Consider the following 17,420-nt stretch of genomic DNA (forward strand, 5'->3'; position numbering starts at 1 on the left):
CCAGCCAGCCAGAACCGTAAATCGACCATGCGGCCACGCGACGACCGCTACGAGGCTACTGTCTTGGCCCAAGTGCGCCCCCTGACAGGAGCGATCGTGAGCGCAAGCCGACCAGAACCTTCCGAGCAGTCACAGACCGAGCCGAGGGTGCGCCCGCCCAGGGTCACGAGGGCGGACGTCAAAAACTTCCGTCTTCTGCGGGACGTCAGCGTCGCCTTCGACAAGGACGTCACCGTCTGTGTGGGCCGTAACAACACCGGCAAGACGTCACTGGCAGAGGTACTGAGCAGGTTTCTCCGCCCTGGTGACATCAGGCTCCGTGTGGAGGACTTCTCCACTGAGGCCTACTCGGAGTTCTCCCAGGCGTACAAGGCGTTCACCGCCGGTGACGAGGAAGCAGCACGGAAGCTGCTCCCGGAGATCTCGCTGACCGTCTTCATCAGCTACGACAAGGAGACCACCGAGTACGGCTCACTCGGCTCGCTCATCGTCGACCTTGACCCGGACTGCACCGAAGTGGTTGTGAATGTCCGTTACGTTCTGAAGCCTGGTGTGATGAAAGAGTTTTTCCGTGACGGACCGGAGGACTTGGTGGAGGGTTGGGGCGATTCGCTTCTCCTCTCCCTAATAGGCCCTCGAATCCCTCACCTCTTCGAGCGGTCCGCTATAGCCGTAGACCCGGCCGATCCGACGAACTTCCGCAATGTTTCGATGAGCGAGGTCGCCAGAGCAATCAAGGTCGATTTCGTCAAAGCGCAACGCGGCCTCGACGACGAGACGGAGCGCCCCAAAGAGCCAATCGGCAAGGTCTTCGAATCGCTTTTCATCGGGGCATCGAAGGCAGACGAAAACTCTCCCCTCAGGGATTTTGCCGATGATGCGGAAGCCGCCTTGGGAGAGATCTTTTCCAACCTGGACGGAAAAATCCAGGACATGTACGACAAGATGGCGCCCACTGTCTCCGACTTCGGATATCCCGGCCTGGGGAACCGAAATTTCTCCACCCGGACCACCCTCGATGCGAAACGTCTTCTAGCGAACTTCACGAGCATCAGGTACCCAGGATCAGCCGGGATCGAACTACCCGAGTCGTACAGCGGCCTGGGGTCTCGAAATCTCCTTCTCATCCTGCTCACGCTCTTCAGCTACTATCGGGATTATGCAGCCCAACGCGACCAGTCCTGCATCCACCTGATCTTCATTGAGGAACCCGAAGCACACCTGCACCCCCAGATGCAGGAGATCTTCATTCACCAGCTCGGGGTATTCAAGAAGAACTTCCCCGCCACGGACCAGAAGTCGAACTCCTGGAACGCGCAATTCCTCGTAACCACTCATTCCGCCCATATCGCCAACAGGGTGGGATTCTACGCAGTTCGCTACTTCCGACTGGACGAGCGCAACGAGCCGGATGGCGCCACGAGCTCACAGGTTCTGAATCTTGCCGATGCCCCGGGAGTGAGCAAGGAGTTCCTGCACAAGTACCTGACCTTGACGAGGGCCGACCTCTTCTTCGCCGACAAGGCCATCCTGATCGAGGGAACGAGTGAACGCCTCTTCATTCCCGCCGCAATCGCGAAGTACGGCCAAGCCGGCGAGGAAGGGGGAGGGAGCCTGGCGAGCCAGTACGTCACCGTCATGGAGGTCGGCGGGGCTTACGCCCACCTCTTCTACCCATTCCTGGACTTCTTGGGGATTCCGACGCTCGTCATCACCGACCTTGACGCGGTAAAGCCTGACTCCGCCAAGAAGCTCAAAAGCTGCTGTGTGACCGAGGGGACCACAACCTCCAACGAGGGGATCAAGAAGTGGTTCAACAACGAGGACATCACCCTCGTCGAACTGGAGAAGTCGGCTGCTGACGAGCTGCCGGTGATCGAAAGACGCGGGCTGGCCTACCAGGTACCGGAAATCCCTGGCAGTGCATGCGGGCGCACATTCGAGGACGCATTCATCCTGGCCAACCCCGAGATCTTCAAGCTGAAAGATTTTCGAAGCAAGAGCGTTGCGGATCAGGAGCAGCAGGCGCGAGAGCTGGCGAGAGGACAGAAGAAGAGTAACTTCGCCCTCCGCTTCGCAGTCGCGGAGGAGGATTGGACGACTCCACGGTACATCAGGCGCGGTCTCGAATGGCTGCTTCGCCAGACACCGATGCCGACCGAGGTGAACATGCCGGAGCCCAACGCCGAACCTGGTGAATCACCCGAAGGCCAGGTGGCAGTGAGATGAAGGTCACGACTTTCCAAGATGACGCCACTGCGAACCAAGAAAGCCGGCATGCGCTGCGCGAGATCCTCGCTTCCCTGGACAGTCGCCGCAACTTCAAATTGGAAGCCGGCGCCGGCGCGGGCAAGACCCACTCACTCATCGACACGCTTCGACACATCCTGGAAAACCGTCCGGAATACTTGCCCCGAGAAGGCCAGCAGGTGGCATGCGTCACCTATACCAACGTCGCCCGCGACGAGATCGTGAGCCGCACTGACGCCAGCCCCCATGTCTTCGCCGGAACGATCCACGGTTTCCTTTGCGAGATTATTTCCAGCTTCCAGAAAACACTTTCGCAAGAGATCGGCACGCTTCCCGGCTGGAAGCAGTTACTGACCGAAGAAGGCTCCGTCGATGGCTGTTCTGTCAGCTATGATCTGGGATTTCGCCGAGTCAGAGACGGCGTCGCCTGGCTCCATCACGACGATATCCCTGCACTCGCGACCAGGCTCTTCGAGCGAAAGAAATTCCGGTCACTTGTCGCCGACAGATTTCCCATCATCTTCGTCGACGAATACCAGGACACACCCGCGGGCTTGGCAGAAGCCATGATTGGCAATACTGCATCTCTGCCCACCGGGTCGACTTACGGATTCTTCGGGGATCATTGGCAGCAAATCTACGATCGAACGTGCGGAAAGATAGACCATCTTCCGGTCACCGCGATCGACAAACGAGCAAACTGGCGTTCCAGCCCGGCAGTGGTGAGCCTCCTCAACCACATGCGACCTGAGCTTCCTCAAGCTCCAGTTCCCGGTCGCAAGACCGGCTCCGTCGTGATCTACCAAACGAATTCCTGGACCGGACCTCGGGGGGCGCGCTCCAGGAAGGGCCAGATCCCTGATCTGACCCTGAAAGAAACTCTTCGCCACGTCGCAGAGGATGCCCGGCTGCGAAATCAGATTCCCCGGGGCGAACCGCTGAAGACCCTCATGCTCACCCATTCCTCGATCGCCAGCGAGCTAGGCTTCGGTCAGGTAAATGAGGTTTTCAAGTACAACGACGACTACGTCCGCAAGCAGGATGATGTCATGGCGTTCCTGCTGGAGACCCTGGAGCCAGCTTGCGAACTCTTCCACACGAAGCGATTCGGACTGATGCTGGAAACTCTGAAACGCTCTCGTCCCCGCATGAGAAATCGCAGCGACAAGACCGGCTGGGCAGATCTCTTCCACCGAATCGACGAGGCCCGCGACATCGGTACGGTCGGAGATGTCCTGGACATCGTACTGGAGCAGAAATACTTCTCGCCTTCTCGTGCCATTCACGACCGTCAGCGGAAGTGGACAGAAGCGCTGAGCTCTCTGCGGGCCGGGGAGGTGCTGTCCGAGCCACGGCAGATCGTTGAATACGGCAAGCTGAGAGACGTCCCGTACCACCAGATCATAGCCCTCCGTGATTACGTGAACGAAAAAACGCCATTCTCCACGCAGCATGGCGTCAAGGGCGAGGAATACCCATCCGTACTGGCCGTATTCGGCGGCTGGACCCGGTATAACTTCCCGAAGATGCTCGCTGATTTCCCTCGTAGCCAGTCCCTCGACGATGAGGATCGCAAGAGGTTCGAACGGTCACGGAACCTTTTCTACGTCGCTTGCTCGCGCGCTCAAGAGAACCTCGTGATGCTCTTCACCACCGAGCTCTCCGAGGAAGCCTTGAAGACCCTGGAGGAATGGGTCGGCCCATCGAACATCATTGCGGTCGACTACTCCCCTGATGGCACTCCTCGGATCACCGTCTGAGCGATGCCGGTTCAGCCCTGACTGCGCGCTCAGGGCCGAGTCTGCCGGAGGGCAAGCACGGCGTGGCTCTCCCCTTTCTAGCGACGGCCACCCCGCTCAGGGGGCATTGTTCCGCGCCCGCCAAGAGGTCAAGTCGTGCGTGGTGAGCTGGTACGCGCTGCGCAGTTGCTCGAATTCGTACTGGAATTCGTCCGCTTGGCCGGGCCTCATCCCGGATCCGGGGTGAGCCTCCCACTGGTGGATCCAGGGAATCAGTTCCTGGATGCCGATCAGGAGGGGGGTGATCCGGTATGCGCTCGGATGAGGCTGCTGGTGGTGCGCGCGGGCCAACTCCAGCAGGACGCGGACGCGGTCTGCCTCGTTCCAGCCGGACCAGCCGAGCAGCAGGCCCTGGCCAGCAACAACAGCGTCGGGATAGGAGATGAAGCGTTCCCGGGGGATGTCGAGGCTGCCTCGGATCGACCAATAGGACGCGTGCTGGAAATCGGTGCTCACGAACTTGGGCGGAACGGGAATCCCCAGTGCTTCGCCTGTTTCGTCCTCGCGACGCTGAAGCTCCCAGACCTGCTCCCACTGGGCACGCTTACGCAGACCCGACTCCTTGTATCGCTTCGCTGACGCGTAAGGCACATGCTCTTCGGCCAGCACCGACGCCAGCACTTCACCAAGCGTTGCTTCCCGCCTCCCGAGGTGGTCGGCCGCATAGAGCGTGGCCACGGCAGTCACGTCGGCGTCGTCTCCGAGGTCCCGTGCGAGCTGATCGATCGTCCGGGGGCGGGCATGCTTGGCACCACCCCGGAGCTCGAACCACAGGCGTTCGTCCTCACAGCGATCGAGCAACCAGGAACGCAGCGCTCGTTCCTCACGCTTCGCCCATGGGTCCGACAGCCAGCGCCGCTTGTACTCCGGACGTTCCACGAGGTCGATCGTATGGCCCGACTCGATGGCATCGACCCTGGCCTGCACAACGTCCCGGTAGGCGGCCGGCCAGTGGTTCGGGACGTCGGTGACCGGCGTGACTCCCTGCTTTTCGAGCCAGGACAACCTCTGGAACCAGGACGACGAGGCAGTACCGTCGGCGACCTTGCGTGCCAGCACGATTTCGAAGGCACGCTCGCCCGGCCGGAGCGGCGGCAAGTCGGTGCCGGGGACGGTGGTCAGACGAGTCCGCTCATCAGCGGACAGCAGCCCGTAGGCGGCGTAGACGTCCCAGTCCAGTTCCTCCTGAAGCGCGGTCATCCGGTGACGTGCCCTCTCCTGGACGACTCTCGCCGCGTTCAGTGTGCTTCGGCTGGGCGGGTGTTCACCCGCGCACACGTCGCCCGGCTCGTGGGCGTCGAGAACCAGCCCCAGGTCATACAGCTCCCGCGCGTGGTCCGGTGGAGTGCTGCCCGGCAAGGGAAGGCGTGAGAAGGAAGCCGCCGTGAAGAGGTAGGGCCGGGCCCATTCCTGACCAGGCAGGGGGGAATCGAGCCCGTCGGCCCCTGTGGTGGCGTTGGCCTGCTTCAGCCAGAAACAGACTGCAGATGAGTTGAGCACCCCCAGAATTGCGAAGAGGTCGTTCTCGTCTGTGGCTGAGGGCAGCCGGAGCACAGGGGCGGTCCGGCTGAACGCCTTCCGACCGGGCTCCAGCGCGAAGTGGTTGTGCGTCGCCGCATACGCGAACGTGATCGCCGGCTCGCGATCGTCGCCCAGCGACCAGACCCTCCAGGCCCACCAAGGGCGGGACCGGGATGCATCCCTTGCGCCCGGCGCTGTCCGCAGAACCTGGCGCATCGCCCAGAGATGGCGTCCCCACGCGGTGTCGAGGTCCAGCGCGAGCGGAGAGCCGTGCTCGTCGTAGGGAGCAAGTACCTCGGTCGACGCTCTCACGCGCCAGTCCCGTACCGTCTCGCCCGTGACCATGCCGCGGCCCGCACTGGCCGAGTCCGGGTGCCGGGTGAACCACGACCGCCCGAGGGTGAAGACATCTCGCTGCCCCGGGTCGGCGACGACTCGGGGCGGACCAGAGAGGAAGTCTGACAACCGTCGCGGGGCCTCCGAGAGCGCATCCATGAGGTCCGCTCCACCGCCTCCCGTCAACGTCCACGGGAAGCGCGAGTAACGCTGCCGCGGCTCGTCCTGGACGCTCACCCACTCCGAGGTGGTGCCGGGCCGGTCGATCTGGTCGACGATCGCCTGCCACACAATTCCCTCGGCCGGATCCTGCGGCATCGCCGGCTCCCCGCGCACGCCGAGCACCGACCTCACCGGGGCGTCACGTCGGCTCGGATCATTCCGCCCGATCAGGATCAGGGTCGGGGTCCGATGGCTCGGTACGAAGACTCCAGACGTGTCGATCACGTGAGTCAACCCGACACGCGGAAGGAACTCCTCGATCAGCTTCTCGCCGAAACCACGCCTCGTGAACGAACTGGGCATCCATTGCCCGACGTAGCCACCGGATTCTCCGCCGGTTCCCCTCACCGCAAGCTGGAACATGCGCTCCACGAAGGGAACCGAGAGCGGGAACACGCCGACGGCCGTGGCATACGCCTCCCGGTACGCAGCCCTCTTGAACTTGTCACGCACGACCGTGAAGGGGGGCTCACCCAGCACGACATGGTAGGAACCGGCCCCCAGCAGGTCGCATCGCTCGGAGAACTCGTCAACATCCTCAGCAGTCCCAACGCCCGCGTCCTCCCAGTCCCCTGGAAGCTTCGCTGGCGGCTGCCCCGGGGCGCCTCGCCCTCCCAACAGAGCATCGCCGACAGCCACATTGACCATGTGCTGGGGAACCTTCCCCAGCACATGCTCACCACTCGCCCGTGTGGCGGCCATCAGCAGCCTGAACCGTGTGATACTCACGGCGAACGGATTCAGATCACAGCCGTGGACTGATTCCAGGGCCCGGCAAACCAGCTCGCGATCCGCGGTTCCAGGCTCTCGCGCGCGCCAGGCACCGAGAAGGCGCTCGAAGAGCCCGAGCAGAAACGTTCCCGACCCACAGGCCGGGTCGATACCGCGGAAGCCTCGAGGGCCGAACTCCGCGACAGCCGGATCCACGGTGAGGTCCAGGATGAAAGCCTCGATGTATTCAGGTGTCCGGACCAGGGCGTAGGACCTGGACGCCGTGTCACTGATGTCCTGATAGAGATCTCCGAGGAACCGGGTGTCGAGTACCGGGTCGGTGAAGTCGAATCGGATCGAGCCGTCCCTGTTGCGCCGGCGCCAGAACGAGACCAGCTCGGCCGCGGCCTGCGGAGAGGGCGACAACTGCCACAGTGGGCTGTGCCGTCTGTCGAAGACGCGGGCCATCGCTCGGTGGGACCGGGCCAGGTGTGTGAACGACTCCAGCAGCCATTCCCGGTCGCCGTTCCCGGGGTGCTCCGCACGATAGGCGTCCTGCCGTTCCTCCGCCTGTGCCAGCCTCCGCCCCGGCCCCGCGATGAACGGCCAGCCGATGAGTCCGTTGTCCTCGCAGAAGCGCACGAACACTGTGCCGAGCACCCACGCCACCGCCGCCTGCGTGATGCGCTCGTCTCGCCAGGCACCATACGTGTCGGCCGTGCGCCGAGCCCCCCTCGCCTGCTCGTATGCGTTCCGCAGGCGGCTGCGGTAACGGTCGACATTGTCGCTGCGCTCGCGGAGGTCCGTCCGCAGCGCCAGAACCTGTTTCCGCACGTCTGAGACGAGTGCGGCACGGTCCAGCGAGGACGTCCCCGTCTCGGCTCCGCCAGTCGGAGACACAGCGGCGACCTCTCCTCCGTACGTCGTCGACGTCCACGATCCACTGTCCTGTCAGAAACATCCTGCCAGCTCCCCGGCTGGCTGGCCGCGTCCGTCGCCGGTGACCGGCCGGATAAGCACCACCAGGCACATCCCCGACCCCCTATCATTCTGTGCGCACCGGCACAGGACCCAGTCGGCAACCGCGGGTACCTGGGTCAGGCCGGGGTAGACCATCGAGGGGATACATGCTGACGCGACTCGAAGTCGATGGCTTCAAGAACCTGTTGGATCTCAGGGTCGAGTTCGGTCCCTTCACCTGTATCGCGGGGGAGAACGGCACGGGAAAATCGAACGTCTTCGACGCGATCCAGTTCCTGAGCCTGCTCGCCGACCGTTCCATGATCGAGGCTGCCCAGGCTGTGCGCGGGACCCATGGCTCGCTGCACGGTGACGCGCGCGACCTGTTCTGGAACGGCTACGCGGAGGGCGAGCATCTGATGACGTTCGCCGCGGAGATGATCATCCCCGGGGAAGTAGAGGACGACTTCGGCCGACTCGCCGAGCCGACGTCCACGTTTCTGCGCTACGAGCTCAGGCTCGGCTACCAACCACCGCGAGGCGGGGAGCGCGGCGGCAGACTGACGCTGCTGTACGAGGATCTCAGCAAGATCAGGCCCCGTGATGCCGCTTCGCAACTGCGGTTTCCGCACAGCGCCAAGGGCTTTCGGAACACCGTGGTCCGCGGCCGCCCGTCAACTGCCCCCTACATCTCCACGTCTCTCGACACAGGCGATGCCGTCGTCCAGATCCATGCCGACGGCCGCAGGGGCCAGCCGCGTCCCGCGCCTGCGAGCCGGGCACCTGGGACCATGCTCTCCACGATCAACCGGAACGACGACCCCACCATTCTGGCGGCCAGACGGGAGATGCAATCCTGGCGACGGCTGGCCCTTGAGCCCTCGGCCCTGCGCACCTCGGACCGCTATCAGGACCCCAGCACAATGCAGCCCGATGGCCTGCACCTGCCACGGAGCCTGGACCGGATCGCGCGGGAGAAGTCCCCGGACGATCCCGCGCGGGTCTACTCGCGGGTCGCAGGACGCCTGTCGGACCTGTCAGGCCTGCACGTACGCACGCTGCACGTCGAGGCCGACGACACACGTGAGCTGCTCACGATCAAGCTCCACGAGATCGACGGCATGGAACTGCCAGCTCGTAGCCTGTCTGAGGGAACCCTGCGCTTCCTGGCCCTCTGCGTGCTGTTGGAGGACCCCAGCGCGCAGGGCCTGCTCTGCATGGAGGAGCCGGAGAACGGCATTCACCCGGCCAACCTCCTCGCCATGGTGAACCTCGTACGGGATCTGGCGGTGGACCCCTCCGAGCCGGTGGACGAGGACAACCCCTTCCGGCAGGTCCTGATCAACACGCACTCACCGGGGGTCGTGCAACTCGTCGATCCTGCGGACCTGCTCATCGCCGACACGGCCACCGTTCCCAGGGAGGGAAGCAAGACCGCGCGCGCCTTGCGGCTCCGGCCGCTGGCCGGCACTTGGCGTGCAGGCGGTGTGGAGAAGGGCTACGGCACAGTGGCCGACATCCTTGCGTACCTCACTTCTCCCCCACAGGCCCGGCTGACTCTTGAGGAGAGCGCCTCGTGACCCTTCGCGTCCTCTACCTCTGCGAGGGATCCAGCGACACCGGCCTGCGCTTTCACATTGAGGCGATCGCGGTCGAGACTGGCCGGGAGATCCACGTAACCGTGCCGGACCTGCACCGCCTGCCGAACAAGCCTGGGCACTCGGTCGGGGACAAACTGCGAGTCGCGCGGCAGCTCAGCCACGACGCAGACGAGTACGACCTGGTAGTGATCCACCGCGACTCCGACGGCAATCCCCCGCAGACACGTCGCGATGAGATCGCCGACGCGGTGGCCTCGGTGAGCCCCAGTTTGGCCCACGTGCCGGTGATCCCCGTGCGCATGCTGGAGGCCTGGCTGATCCTCGACCCTAGGGCGATCCGGGAGGTGGCGGGGAACCCCAACGGCAGAGTTTCACTCAAGCTTCCGAAACCGAACCGGGCGGAGTCCGTGGCGGACCCGAAAGCACTGCTCAAGCAAGCCATCGCCACGGCCAGCGAGGAGAAGGGCCGCGGCCTCAAGAAAGTCCAAGCGCGCTTCTCAGAGAACCGCGCGCGGCTCCTCCAGATGCTAGATCGCGAGGGTCCCGTCAAGCAGCTCGCATCATGGCAGTCGTTCACCCACGACCTGAGCGAGGTGCTGAGCAGCCTCTGAGCCTTTCCAACCTCAGGTTGAGGCGTGGTGAAGAACGAGAACGTGGTGGCGGCAGCCGCTCTCGGCGATGCCCGGACCGATCGCGGCTGGACCCCGGTTGCCGCCGCACTGTGGTCGGCTCCGTTTCAGCCCATGGCTTGATCACGGCTGGCTGATCCCACCCTCGGCCTCGAGTGCGGGCCATCGTCGTGCGCTTACGCCCTCTAGCCAAGCAACAGCGGCAACGACTACTGCTCGGGCGTCCACTCGGAAAGGCTGCCAGCTGGCCTTCGACCTAGGGCGCGTATCGAGTCATGATCAATCTGCGGTTTCCTCGCCCGTGGATCTTCGTTCCGGTAGATCGTCTGTCGTGGGGGCGCCCGAGCTCGCGCTGGCCGGAATACGCACTCGCGGTCGCCTGTTGCAGCGGAACATGCACCATCCTCAGGAGCCGCCCAGCGGCATACACCCGCTGCTTGCCGGGCGTTTCAGCCCCTACCGCTTCGATCCGTCGATGGTTGTCGACGACCACGGCCTCGGGCTGCTGTTGGAAGCTGCGCGGTGGGCGCCGTCGGCGGGGAACTCCCAGCCATGGGGTTTCTTCACCGGCAGGCCCGGTGAGCCGGAGCACGACCGGGTCCTCCCTCACCTTGCGCCGAGCTCGGCCCGATGGGCGACGGACGCGAGCCTGCTCGTCGTCACGCTGACGCGCCGGCACGTCGATGACACGCCGCTGTTCTACTCCGAGTTCGCCGACTACGACCTCGGCCAGGCCATCGCCCACATGACTGTTCAGGCCCAGGCAATGGGGCTGGCCGCGCACCAATTCCGGGCCTTCGACCTGGAAGGGCTCACCAAGGAGCTGGACCCGAACCCGGGCTGGGCGATCGTCTCCATGGTCGCGGTGGGCAAGGCGGCCGACGGCCCGCCGGAGGGCCGCGCCCGGCACAGCGTCGCGCACTTGCGCTCCGCTCCCTGGTCACCGGCGGAGTAACAGCCGAGCCGTGATCATTAAGCGGCCCGGGTGAGATCCTTGATCCAGATCATCGAGGCGCGGAAGCGTCCGAGGAGAGCCGCCTTCAGCCGGAGTTTCCGCCGTCGCCGGATGTGGCGCCGTTCTTCCCGCGCGGGATCGTCTTCGGCGCCCTGCCCGTTTTGTTCTTCGAGGCTGCCCCCTTTGACTTGGTCTTCTCCTCCTCGGCGGCAGCCTTCTCCAATGCGGTGATGACGTCCTCGCCCAGGTGCATCCCGGCCGCGTCGTGGTGAGCGCGCGCGGTGGTGGAGTCGACGCTCACCAGCGACAGATCCACCTCACCCCGCCTCGCGGCTTCCGCGATCAGGCCCTCCAGCAGGGCCTCGAACACGCCCGCGTCACGCCACTGCCGGAAGCGGTTATGAACGGTCGACCAGGCACCGAACTCCTGCGGCATCTCCCGCCACTGCCCGCCCGTCTTGAACCGCCAGATCACGCCCTCGAACTGCTGCCGCAGCCGCTCGGGGTACGGGCCGTACTCGCCGATCGGCAGGTAAGGCTCAATGAACTCCCACTCCGGGTCGGTCAGTTGTACTCGCGTCACACAGGACGGTCTATCGGACCGGACCGCGCCACGAAGGCACATTCCGCAAATGATCACGACCCGATACGCGCCCTAGGCGTCTATGTCTCCACCTAGCCGCTCATCTCACGTGCCCACGTGGCTACCCTCTGGAAACACCCCAGGTCATGACTACCTGGTTGTGTTAAGTCACTGGCACCAGTGACAGTTCGAATAGCCCACGCTCAACACCACCGGCACATCCCGCCGCCGCGCCTCCTCGAACGCCGCCTCCCCAGGACCAGCAATCACCGGATTGTCGGCGTGCTGGACCAGATACGGCGACTGCGAGTTGGCCAGGCGATTGATACCGGCATCGTCGCACGACCGGGGTCGATCGGGACGATGGCCGCGATCGGCCGTGGGGCGATGCGAGCAACGAGCCATCGAAGCCTCAGTGGTCCGCGTCACCGTCGGCGTCCGTCGAGAACTCGGCGGAGAAGCGTTCCGTCTCCAACACGGCCAGGATCCGGGCCGTGATCCGTTCGACGTCGTCGCGCTCGGCGTCCGGCAGTGGCGCGCCGACCAGCTCGCGGGCACGCGTGGCCGTGCCCAGCAGGCGGGCGGCACGTTCCGGCCCGCCCGCGAGGGCGTGAGCGCCGGCGAGGCCCTCCTGGGCGAGGGCCACGGCCCGAGGGTCCTGGCTTTCGCGGGCGACGGCGAGCCCTTGACGGTGCCAGGCGAGAGCCGCGGAGACGTCGCCGCGCTGCTCGGCGAGAAAGCCCAGCTCGGCCAGCAGCAGAGCGGGGCCAGGGCCGAACTCCACCTCGCGGTGCCAGGCGAGAGTCTTGTCCAGCAGCTGCCCTGCAAGGTCGAAATCGCCCTGCCTGCGGGCGCCGAGAGCCAACCCGATCTCAGCGTGGATCTCACCCGCGGCATAGCCGTGCTCGGCAGCCAGGGCGCGGGCGTTGCGGTGCAGCTCGGTGGCCTCGGCGAAGTCGCCGACCAGGAGGGCGACCCGGCCCAGGCCCGTGATCCGGTCGGCGGCGTCCGCCCAGAACCCGAGATCCTGCGCCAGCCGGAGCCCGTCCCGGTGCAGCTGGGTGGCGAGGGTGTAGTCGCCGGCGATGGCTGCAAGCGCGGCGAGCGGGTAGGTGGTCTGCAACCGGCCCCAGCTGTCGCCGAGTTCCGCGAAGAGGATGTGTGCCTCCTGCGCACGGCTCTTGGCCGCCGTCAGGTCGCCCCGCAGCAGAGCGTGCAAGGATCGGCTGCTCTGCGCCGCGGCGACACCCCACCGGTCGCCGCTCGCGCGCGAGCCCTCCAGCGCGCGATCGACCAAGGTCTCGCTGCGGGCGAGATCCTCCCCCGCCTTGAGGAAGGCATGGCCCAGGAACCATTCGGCACGCGCGCCGTCTGCTCCGCTGTCGGCCGCTGGTGCGGGTGCGGCCGCGGAGCCATCGACGTCCTGGCCGGTGAGGCGGGCGAATCCAGCGTGCCACAGGAGAGCCTGGGCGCGAAGGCCGCCGGGGGCGTCCCCGCCCAGGCGTAGGACGTCTGCCAACGAGCGCCGGGCTTCCCGCAGTCGGCCGCGCAGGTACCAGTACCAGACCGAGTCGAGCACCAGGCGCAGCGCCTGACCGGTGTCCTCGCGTCGTACGGCGCGGTCCAGGGCCGTACGGAGATTGCCGTTCTCGGGGTCCCGGTGGGCGAGCCATCGCTGCTGCTCCGGGCCGTGCAGCCCGGCCGCCGTGCGGGCGGCCAACTCGGCGTAGTAGGCGTGGTGGCGTTGGTGGAGGGCGTCTGCTTCGCGCGTCTCGGCGAGGCGTTCGCACGCGTAGGCCGCGACCGTTTCCGGCAGGTGGTACCGGGGACCGTCCACCGTGGTGAGGACCGAGCAGTCCACCAGTCGGATCAGCGCACCGAGGACGTCCAGGTCGTCAGGGCACACCGCCTCGGCCGCTTCGATGGTGCAGCCGTCGGTGAAGACCGCCAGGCTGCGCAGCACCTGCCGCTCCTGCTCGTTCAGCAGCCCCCAGCTCCAGTCGATCACCGCTTTGAGGCTGCGCTGGCGCGGCGGTACCCCTCGGGTTCCGCCGGACAGCAGGCGGAAACGGTCGTCCAGCCGGGCGGCGAGCGTCTGGACGCCGAGGGCTCGGACCCGGGTGGCGGCCAGCTCCAGGGCGAGGGGGCTGCGGTCCAGGCGGCGGCAGATCGTCGCGACGGCTTCAGCGTCGGCGGCGGTGACGGTGAATCCGGGAACCGCGGCAGCCGCCCGGGCGGCGAACAGCCGTTCGGCGTCCCGTTGTGTCAGCGGGGGCACGGTCCACACCGCCTCACCGGCCAGCCCGAGGGGTTCTCGGCTGGTGGCCAGGATCGTCAGACCCGGTGCGGCGGTCAGGAGTCGGCGTGCCGCCTCGGCCGCTGATTCGATCAGATGCTCGCAGTTGTCCACGAGCAGCAGCCGCCTGGCGCGCAGGGCGGCCTCCAGCCCGGCGAGGCCTTCTTCTCGGACACCCAGTGCGGCTCCGATCTGCTCGGTCACGTCCGCGGATCCGGCGAGGCCGACCATGCGGACGCCGTCGGGGTGGTCGGCGGCCACCTGGCGGGCCGCCTCCCGCGCCAGTCGCGTCTTGCCGACTCCGCCGGGGCCGATCAGTGTCACCAGCCGGTGGGTGCCCAGCAGGTCACACACGGCGGACAGGGCGTCCTGGCGGCCGATCAGGTCCGCCAGGGCGGCCCCGGGCGCCTCGTGCGCCGACCGCCGAGGCTCGGGCACGGCCGCGGTCGGGGCAGGTGGGGCTCCCAGAGCCGGATCCTGCGTCAGGACCGCCTGGTGGAGGGCAGCCAGTTCCGGCCCGGGGTCGACGCCCAGCTCGTCTGCCAGCCGCTCGCGCACCCAGCTGTAGGCAGCCAGGGCCTCGGACTGCCGCCCCGCCCGGTACAGGGCCGTGATCCGAAGGGCCCACAACCGCTCACGCAGCGGATGACGGGCCGCCAACTCGCCCAACTCCCCGGCGAGGCTGTGGTGCTCGCCCAGTTCCAACCGGGCCTCAGCGAGCATTTCCAGGACAGTGAGCCGCTGTTCGGACAGCCGCTCAGCTTCGGCGCGCACAGGCTGCGGGACTCCCAAGGCGGAGAACGGCTCCGCGCGCCACAGCGTCAGCGCCTCCGTCAGAAGCTCCACCCTGACCCGCGGGTCGGTCTGCTCGGCCGCTTCGGCTGCCAGGTCGGTGAACCGCCGGGAGTCCAGGTCCTTGGGGCCGATCCGAAGCCGGTATCCCTGGTACGTCGACTCCACCAGTGCCTCCGCGCCCGGCCCGGCCGCCCGCAGCGCGCGGCGCAGCCGCGAGACCTTCGTCTGAAGCGCGCCGGCCGGATTGCGTGGCAGGCGCTCGCCCCACAAGCCGTCAACCAGCCGGTCCACGGGGACCGTTCGCCCCGCGTCGGCGAGCAGCATCGCCAGCAGGGCACGTACCTTCGCCTCCGGGATATCGACCTCACCCCCGTCGACGGTCCGGGCAGTGACGGGGCCGAGCACCGAAAAGTACATGACCGCACGGTAATCGGACCCGAACCGCCAGGGGCGGTCCGGGGACCGCCAGCAGACCGACAGTGCTCCGACAGTCCGGCCGAGCACAGTGGAGGCACATCGAACGCACCGCTCCGGTGCGGCAGTCCAGTGAATCGGGAGCCACCACATGTCTTGCGACGACAACCAGGCACAGGCCGCGGTAGCGGTCATCGGTCTGGGCCAGATGGGCACCCGCCTCGCCCAGGCATTCCTGGCCGGCGGGTACAGCACCACGGTCTGGAACCGGTCCCCCGCGAAAGCCGAAGCCCTCGCCGCCCAGGGCGCCACCCGCGCGGCGACCGTGAACGAGGCCGTCGCCACCAGTGCGCTGATCGTGGTGAGCCTGCCGGACTACGCGACCGTGCGAACGGTACTCGGCCCGGCAGCCGGGCAACTGCGGGGCCGGACGCTGGTGAACCTCTCCTCCGGGACTCCGCAGGACGCCGCCGAAGCGGCCGAATGGGCGGCCGGGCACGGCGCGGCCTACCTCGACGGAGCAGCCATGAGCGGAACTCGGCTGGTCGGACGCCCGGAGGCACTGTTTGTCCTCAGCGGCTCCCGCAGCGCCTTCGACCGCCATGAGGCGGTGCTGCGGAGTCTGGGCAACTCCGTCCACCTGGGCGGCGATCCGGCGCTGGCCCCGGTCTACGACACCGCGCTGTTCGGTCTGGCCTGGGGCGCGCTGGCCGGCTTCTACCACTCCCTGGCGCTGGTGCGGTCGGCCGGTGTCGACCCGGCCGAGTTCGGTGCGGTGGCAACCGCACACATGCCGTTTGTCACCTCGTTGATGGCGGATCACGCACGACAGGCCGACAAGGGCGTGTTCCCCGACGACGACGGCACCGTCGAGGTCCACCGGGCCGCGATCGAGCACCTGGCGGATACCAGCGAGACCCAGGGCATCGGTACGCAGGTGCCTGCCCTGTTCCGTTCCCTTCTGCAGCAGGCGGCAGACGACGGGCACGGCGCGAGCGGCATCGCCAGCGTCATCGAGGCGATCGCGAAGGGCCGGCGCCATGCCTGAGCGGTCACCTGCCCCGGACGCCCACCCCTCGGCCGAGCGGCCCCGCGTGGCCGTGCTCGGGCTCGGCCGGATGGGCACACCGATCGCCACCGCGTTCCTGGACGCCGGGTACCGAACGATCGTATGGAACCGCAGCCCGGACAAGGTCGAAGCGCTCGCCGCACGCGGGGCCGTACCCATGGCCACCGCCGCCGAGGCGGTCACGGCCGCGCCGCTGGTGGTCACGCCGCTGCTCGACCACGCCGCGGTACGGCAGGCCTTGGGTACGGCCACAGCCGCACTGCGTGGACGCACGGTGGTCAACCTCGCCAACACCACCCCTGACCAGGCCCGAGACCTGGCTGCCTGGACCGCCCGGTACGGTGCCGCCTATCTTGACGGGGCCATGATGGCGCTGCCGGAGACCGTCGCCACCGCGAGCGGCTTCTTCCTCTACAGCGGTACGGAGGAAGCATTCACACGTTTCCGCGGCGCATTGGAAGTCATGGCGCCGGCACACTACTTCGGCACCGATCCCGGTCGGGCGGAGATCCATGACCTGGCGTTGCTGGGCACCGGGTACGGGGCGCTGGCAGGCTTTCTGCACTCCCTCGCGCTCTTGCACGGGACGGGCACCGGGCCCGAGGAGTTCGCCGCGCTGGCGGCACGCTGGCTGAACGGCCTGACCGCCTACCTTCCGGAGCTGGCCCGCGAAGTCGGCGCGGCACGGTATGCGGACGGGGTCTCGACCGTCGATCTGAACCGGGCCGCCGTCGACGGGATCGTCGAACTGGGCCGAGCGAGCGGCGTGACCGCGGCCGTCCATGAACCCCTGCGCGACCTGCTGCGACAACGCTCGGCCGGCGGCCGTGGAGCGGACAGCTTCTCCAGCGTGTTCGAGTTGATGCGGCCGCGGGATGCTCCCCTGCTGTGAGCCCGGTCTGCGGACCATCGCGTGCCGCCCCCTGCCCAGGAAGCGCTCGGCACCAGGACGAAGAAGGACACCGTCAACCGCGCCCTGCGGGAGGTCAGTGACCGGGGCAGACGCCACGAGGCACGTATGGCGGCAGAACGCCTCGCCGCCGACGCCCTGGACCTCGACCCTCTGGCGGACAAACCTCCTGCAGCCGGCGTGCGTGGCGACCGCGTCACTGAACCGCTGGATCGCGGGCAGCCGCCCCCTCCCGGACCGCCGTCACCGTGAACCTCGGCGGCGGCTTCGGTCACTCCGGTCGCACCACGCCGCCGGGGTGGCTGGTGGCCGTGAGGCGGGGGTGTGGCCGGAGGCTGAGGTGGAGGCCGGCGGCGGCTTGTTCGGGGG

9 protein-coding genes and 2 pseudogenes are annotated in these 17,420 nt (G+C 66.9%); 7 read left to right on the forward strand and 4 right to left on the reverse strand.

Translation table 11 applies throughout. The features are described 5' to 3' along the window. Positions 1–96: 96 nt before the first annotated feature. Both FNX44_RS03095 and FNX44_RS03100 read left to right on the forward strand, forming a co-directional pair. Positions 97–2,229: an ATP-dependent nuclease gene (locus FNX44_RS03095; RefSeq protein WP_173019100.1), complete on the forward strand. Its 2,133-nt coding sequence runs from the start codon at positions 97–99 to the stop codon at positions 2,227–2,229. Next, on the forward strand, positions 2,226–4,010 hold the full coding sequence (locus FNX44_RS03100; RefSeq protein WP_143646364.1) for a UvrD-helicase domain-containing protein: 1,785 nt from the start codon (positions 2,226–2,228) through the stop codon (positions 4,008–4,010). The genes FNX44_RS03095 and FNX44_RS03100 overlap by 4 nt, the downstream gene beginning before the upstream one ends. A 96-nt stretch (positions 4,011–4,106) precedes the next feature. Here FNX44_RS03100 and pglX read toward each other — a convergent pair whose 3' ends face one another. Beyond that, positions 4,107–7,673, reverse strand: coding sequence for a BREX-2 system adenine-specific DNA-methyltransferase PglX (pglX, locus tag FNX44_RS03105; protein WP_323369036.1), 3,567 nt, complete (start codon positions 7,671–7,673; stop codon positions 4,107–4,109). A 293-nt stretch (positions 7,674–7,966) separates the two neighbouring features. Here pglX and FNX44_RS03110 point away from each other — a divergent pair, with 293 nt between their 5' ends. From FNX44_RS03110 to FNX44_RS03120, 3 genes are all read left to right on the forward strand, one after another. Further along, entirely contained in the window at positions 7,967–9,379 is a 1,413-nt protein-coding gene (locus tag FNX44_RS03110; protein WP_143646365.1) for an AAA family ATPase, read from the forward strand. Further along, positions 9,376–10,011 (forward strand): DUF4276 family protein, encoded by a 636-nt coding sequence (locus FNX44_RS03115; protein WP_143646366.1) that lies wholly within the window; start codon positions 9,376–9,378, stop codon positions 10,009–10,011. Before FNX44_RS03110 ends, FNX44_RS03115 begins: the two co-directional genes overlap by 4 nt. A gap of 412 nt (positions 10,012–10,423) precedes the next feature. Beyond that, positions 10,424–10,984, forward strand: coding sequence for a nitroreductase family protein (locus FNX44_RS03120; protein ID WP_143646367.1), 561 nt, complete (start codon positions 10,424–10,426; stop codon positions 10,982–10,984). A gap of 50 nt (positions 10,985–11,034) precedes the next feature. Here FNX44_RS03120 and FNX44_RS03125 read toward each other — a convergent pair. The 3 genes and pseudogenes from FNX44_RS03125 to FNX44_RS03135 form a co-directional block, all read right to left on the reverse strand. Further along, positions 11,035–11,567, reverse strand: a pseudogene (locus tag FNX44_RS03125) (transposase); the annotation flags it as partial. A 174-nt stretch (positions 11,568–11,741) separates the two neighbouring features. Continuing rightward, a pseudogene (locus tag FNX44_RS29945) lies at positions 11,742–11,894 on the reverse strand (DUF255 domain-containing protein); the annotation flags it as partial. 85 nt (positions 11,895–11,979) lie between these two features. Further along, the gene (locus FNX44_RS03135) at positions 11,980–15,075 is read right to left on the reverse strand and encodes an AfsR/SARP family transcriptional regulator (RefSeq protein WP_143646368.1); all 3,096 of its coding nucleotides are present in this window, start codon (positions 15,073–15,075) and stop codon (positions 11,980–11,982) included. Positions 15,076–15,223: 148 nt separating this feature from the next. Here FNX44_RS03135 and FNX44_RS03140 point away from each other — a divergent pair, with 148 nt between their 5' ends. Further along, positions 15,224–16,120, forward strand: a complete 897-nt coding sequence (locus tag FNX44_RS03140; protein WP_143646369.1) for an NAD(P)-dependent oxidoreductase — start codon at positions 15,224–15,226, stop codon at positions 16,118–16,120. Positions 16,121–16,166: 46 nt separating this feature from the next. After that, complete coding sequence (locus FNX44_RS03145; RefSeq protein WP_323369037.1) at positions 16,167–17,033, forward strand: NAD(P)-dependent oxidoreductase; 867 nt, start codon at positions 16,167–16,169, stop codon at positions 17,031–17,033. The last annotated feature ends 387 nt before the right edge of the window (positions 17,034–17,420 follow it).

Origin of the sequence: Streptomyces alkaliterrae, from assembly GCF_007097205.2 — a bacterium.
GTDB classification, from domain to species: domain Bacteria; phylum Actinomycetota; class Actinomycetes; order Streptomycetales; family Streptomycetaceae; genus Streptomyces; species Streptomyces alkaliterrae.

What these genes read in the sequence shown, in the direction of transcription:
- FNX44_RS03100 (WP_143646364.1), top strand. Translation starts at nt 2,226, where the DNA reads ATGAAGGTCACGACTTTCCAAGATGACGCCACTGCGAACCAAGAAAGC.
- FNX44_RS03110 (WP_143646365.1), top strand. Translation starts at nt 7,967, where the DNA reads ATGCTGACGCGACTCGAAGTCGATGGCTTCAAGAACCTGTTGGATCTC.
- FNX44_RS03120 (WP_143646367.1), top strand. Translation starts at nt 10,424, where the DNA reads ATGCACCATCCTCAGGAGCCGCCCAGCGGCATACACCCGCTGCTTGCC.
- FNX44_RS03135 (WP_143646368.1), bottom strand. Translation starts at nt 15,075, where the DNA reads ATGTACTTTTCGGTGCTCGGCCCCGTCACTGCCCGGACCGTCGACGGG.
- FNX44_RS03140 (WP_143646369.1), top strand. Translation starts at nt 15,224, where the DNA reads ATGTCTTGCGACGACAACCAGGCACAGGCCGCGGTAGCGGTCATCGGT.